Raw genomic sequence first — 4,537 nt, 5'->3', positions numbered from 1 at the left:
GGGGAGGTGCCTGGACGATCGACGACTACAACAGCGCGGTCGAGATCGGCGCACTACTCTGGCTTCGAGAGTCCTCACGGATCGATCTGGCGACGAATGTACACGAAGCCGAAGCGCGGTTCGACTGGCTCGAAGCAGCCTTGCCGCCGCGGCACGTTCGCAGCGAAGCACAGGTCGAGCTCCAGCAGTTCTCGACCCCGCCAATGCTGGCCTGGCTGATGGCGAAGGCCGCAGCTGTCTGCGCGCAAGACACGCTCCTCGAACCGTCCGCCGGCAATGGTGCCCTTGCTCTTTGGGGTTGCCTCCAGAACGCTTCGCTGCTCCTCAACGAGATCGATCCGGCAAGACGAGACGGTCTGGCCCACGCCTTCCCCACGGCCACCATCACTGCGCATGACGGGGAACTGATCGCCGACCTGCTTGGCGGCCCTGTTCCGTCTGCCGTGCTGATGAACCCGCCATTCGCTCACAGCCTGGAACGCGGCAAGGACGGTGAGACCGCTATGCGTCACCTACGCGGTGCAATCCGGGCCGCTGCTAATCGGACGAGGATCGTCGCCATTATGCCTGAAGGCTTCGACACCTCCACCTTCGCCAAGGAACAGGACGACGTGTCGCTGCTCCTCGATGTTCGCCTGCAGCAGATGTTTCGCCGGACAGGGACGGGGATCGCTGTTCGCCTGGTTGTGTTCGACAAGACGCCGACTGCGTCCTCGCCTGCGATCACCGGAGATACTGCCGACCTCATCTCGCTCCACGAGCTTATCACTGCGCTTCCGCCACGCGTACAGACCTCCGCCAACGTCCATCGCCTGCCGCTCGGCAAGCCAGTGCGCCTTGTTGGCAAGACTTCGGCCCAAAGCGCGCCGGTTCGGCCGCTGGCGCCATTCGCCGCGACACCAGCAGCCACGGCGAATGCGATCGACCTTGCCTATTCGGTCTTGGCCGACCCCGCGCCGGTACACGAACAGACCGGCATCTATCTCCCTTACCGGCCCAGCCGTATCGAATTCGAGAATGCGCCGGTTCATCCCACCCCGCTCGTGGAATCCGTTGCCATGGGTTCGGTCGCGGCACCGCAGCCCGATGTTTGCCCGCGCCTTCCCGCATGTTGGCAGGCCGATGGCCTGCTGTCCGAAGCGCAATGCGAGACACTGGTCTACGCTGCCCAGGCATTTGCGCGCGATCTTCCGGGTCAGTTCAAGGTGAGCCAGGAAGGCACCTCGCTGGAACTCTCCGAGGACGGACACTCCTACCGCCAAGGCTTCTTCCTCGGCGACGGAACCGGAGCGGGCAAAGGACGGCAGATCGCCGCGGTCATCATGGATCGCTGGCTCTCAGGCGAGCGCAAACATGTCTGGATCACCAAGAACGAGGCGCTGCTCGAAGATGCACGCCGCGACTGGGAAGCGCTTGGCGGGCTGCCGCTCGATCTCCAGCCGCTCTCGCGCTGGAAACTTGGCCACTCCGTAACGATGTCCGAAGGCATCCTCTTCGTCACCTACCCGACGCTGCGCTCGGGGCGCGCCGAGGATACGCGGCTCGACCAGATCCTTGCCTGGGCGGGCGAGGATTTCGACGGCGTGATCGCTTTCGACGAAGCCCATGCCATGGCTAATGCGCTCGGGGGCTCTTCAATCCGCGGCAAGGTCAAGGGCTCCGAACAAGGGGTGGCGGGCCTCAGGCTGCAGAACCAGCTCCCGCGCGCCCGCGTGCTCTACGCGTCTGCCACTGGCGCTTCGGATATCGCCAACCTCGGTTACACCTCACGGCTTGGTCTCTGGGGACCCGAGACCGCCTTTCCGACCCACGAAGCGTTCATGACCGAGATCCGCGCTGGCGGCGTCGCGGCGATGGAGCTCGTCGCCCGTGATCTCAAGGCCCAGGGTCTCTATCTTGCCCGTGCGCTTTCCTTCGCCGGGGTCGAGTACGAGATCCTCGAACACAGCCTGACCGAAGCGCAGATAAAAATCTATGATGCCTATGCTGATGCCTGGGCGATCATTCACCGCAACCTCGAAGCAGCGCTCGAAGCAACCCGCGTGGTCGACGAGGACAGCGGCGACACGCTCAACCGCAATGCCAAGGCTGCGGCGCTATCGATCTTCGAAGGCACCAAGCAGCGCTTCTTTGCTCAGCTCTTGCTTTCGATGAGATTGCCGAGCCTGATCCCCGCGATGGAAGTAGCGCTTGGCGAAGAGCATTCGGTTGTCGTGCAGCTGGTCTCGACCGCCGAGGCCATGCTCGACCGGCGCCTTGCCGACCTTACCGTGGAAGAACGCGAAGCGCTCGATATCGATCTCTCACCGCGTGAATACGTCATCGACTATCTTGCGAAGAGCTTCCCGGTACGATTGATGCAGGTCTTCGCCGACGACGACGGCAATCTTCGCTCCGAGGCGATGAGCGACGGAGAGGGCAATCCCGTTTTCTGCCCGCGCGCCATTGCTGCGCGCGATGCGCTGATCGAACAGCTTTGCGCACTGCCGCCCATCGCCACTGCGCTCGATGCGATTATCGAACATTTCGGAACCGACGCCGTGGCCGAAGTCACGGGCCGGACCCGCAGGCTTGTCCTGGGCCGCGATGGTGAGCAGCGCCTCGAACGGCGTAGCCCCAGCGCCAATGTCGCCGAAGCGCAAAGCTTCATGGAAGGGACCAAGCGCATCCTGGTCTTCTCGGATGCCGGCGGTACGGGGCGTTCCTATCATGCCGACCTCGGCTGTCGGAATCAGCAACGCCGGGTCCATTTCCTGCTCGAGCCGGGCTGGCGCGCCGACAACGCCATCCAGGGTCTCGGCCGTACCAACCGCACCAATCAGGCCTCGGCCCCGCTGTTCTGCCCGGTAACCACCGACGTGAAGGGCGAACGCCGCTTCATCTCGACCATTGCGCGCAGGCTCGATGCATTGGGCGCACTCACACGCGGCCAGCGCCAGACCGGCGGACAAAACCTGTTCGACCCGGCAGACAATCTCGAAAGCGAGTATGCGCGCGATGCGCTCAGCCGCTGGTTTCAGCTGCTCTATGACGGCAAGCTCGAAGCCACGAGCTTCGGCCAATTCGTCGAGCGAACCGGCCTCCGTCTCGAAAACCCCGATGGCGGGCTGACCGACAATCTCCCCACCATCCAGCGCTGGCTGAACCGTATCCTCGCGCTGCCGATCGCGCTCCAGAACGCCATATTCGAGGAGTATCTCGGCCTTGTCGAAGCGCGGATCGAAGCTGCGCGTGAAGCCGGAACGCTCGACCAGGGACTGGAAACCGTCAGGGTCGATCGCTTCACGGTCCTCGCCGATGAACTCCTACGCACCGATCCCGTGACCGGAGCCGAGACCCGCCTCGTCTCGCTCGAAGTTACGAGGCACCTTCGCCCTCTTCGACTGCAGCGCCTGGTGCGGATGCACGAGATCGGCAGCCCGCACGCAATCCCCATGCGCAATACACGCTCGGGCAAGGTCGCACTTTCGGTTCCAGCCCGACGGCTCATCGCCGACGACGGGGCCGTGATCGAACGCCGCCGCCTGCTGCGCCCGCTCAAGTCCGCCAACTGGACGCTAGAGACACTCGCTGAGAGCCAGTGGGAAGAAATTGGCGTCACTGCGTTCACGAGCGCCTGGCGGGCCGAGGAAGTGGGAGCGGCCAAGTCACCGGTGACCGAGCGCGTTCATCTTGCCACTGGGCTGCTGCTTCCGGTCTGGAAGCGCCTCCCCGGCGATCATGTCCGCGTCACCCGCCTCGTTGCCGAAGATGGTCAATCGATTATCGGTCGCGAAGTGCTCGATATCGATCTCGCTGCGATCGCCGAGACCTTTGGTCTTTCCGGCATTGCCGGACCATCGGCTGAGCAGATCGGCGACCTCGTCTTGGCCAGCGGAAAACCGCTGGGCCTCGCGAGCCATGATCCTCTCACCTTGAAGCGCTCGCTGGTCGGCGGCGAACAGCGCCTCGAACTGACCGGATTCTCGCCGGATCGGCTCGACTGGTACAAGAACAAAGGCTGCTTCACCGAGATCATCCGCTACCGCACGCGGCTGTTCGTCCCGGTGTCGAGAGCCTCGTCGGTCCTCCCCGCGCTTGCCGCCTGATCCCTCGGGCAGACCCCAATCTCAGAATGAGAGTGGAGGGAGCCCTTTGGGCTTGTGGGCCTCGTGATCCTCACTTGCGCCTTCATTCCATCAGGAGAACACCCATGATCCAGTCGATTCCCTTGAAGAAGCTTGTCCCGAGCCCGCGCAACGTTCGCAAGTCGAGCGACGTGCTGGCCGACCTCCAGCTGCGGGCAGACATTGCTGCGCGCGGCCTGCTGCAAAACCTCGTCGTGCGCAAAGGAAAGCGCGGCAAGTTCGAGGTCGAGGCCGGCGGCCGGCGTCTCGCCGCGCTGCAGGCGCTGGCCGAAGATGGCGCCTTGCCCGAAAACCACGAGGTCACCTGCCTCGTCATCGAAGGCGAGGAAAGCGAAGTGCGCGAAGCCAGCCTTGCCGAGAACTTCCAGCGTCTCGCGATGAACCCGGCCGACGAGGCGCAGGCCTTCGCC

The 4,537-nt window shown here is 64.0% G+C and carries 2 protein-coding genes; both read left to right on the top strand.

Going from position 1 to position 4,537, the window contains the following annotated elements:
* A partial coding sequence (locus tag AAG591_RS05525; protein WP_342530015.1) for a strawberry notch-like NTP hydrolase domain-containing protein occupies positions 1–4,088 on the top strand: 4,088 nt, incomplete at its 5' end.
* Positions 4,089–4,192: 104 nt separating this feature from the next.
* A partial coding sequence (locus AAG591_RS05520; RefSeq protein ID WP_342530014.1) for a ParB/Srx family N-terminal domain-containing protein occupies positions 4,193–4,537 on the top strand: 345 nt, incomplete at its 3' end.

The sequence above is a fragment of the Citromicrobium bathyomarinum genome, assembly GCF_038594485.1.
Taxonomy (GTDB): Bacteria; Pseudomonadota; Alphaproteobacteria; order Sphingomonadales; family Sphingomonadaceae; genus Alteriqipengyuania; species Alteriqipengyuania bathyomarina_A.
Note: the sequence above shows the minus strand (reverse complement) of the source record. Positions and strands in the feature narration are given on the sequence as shown.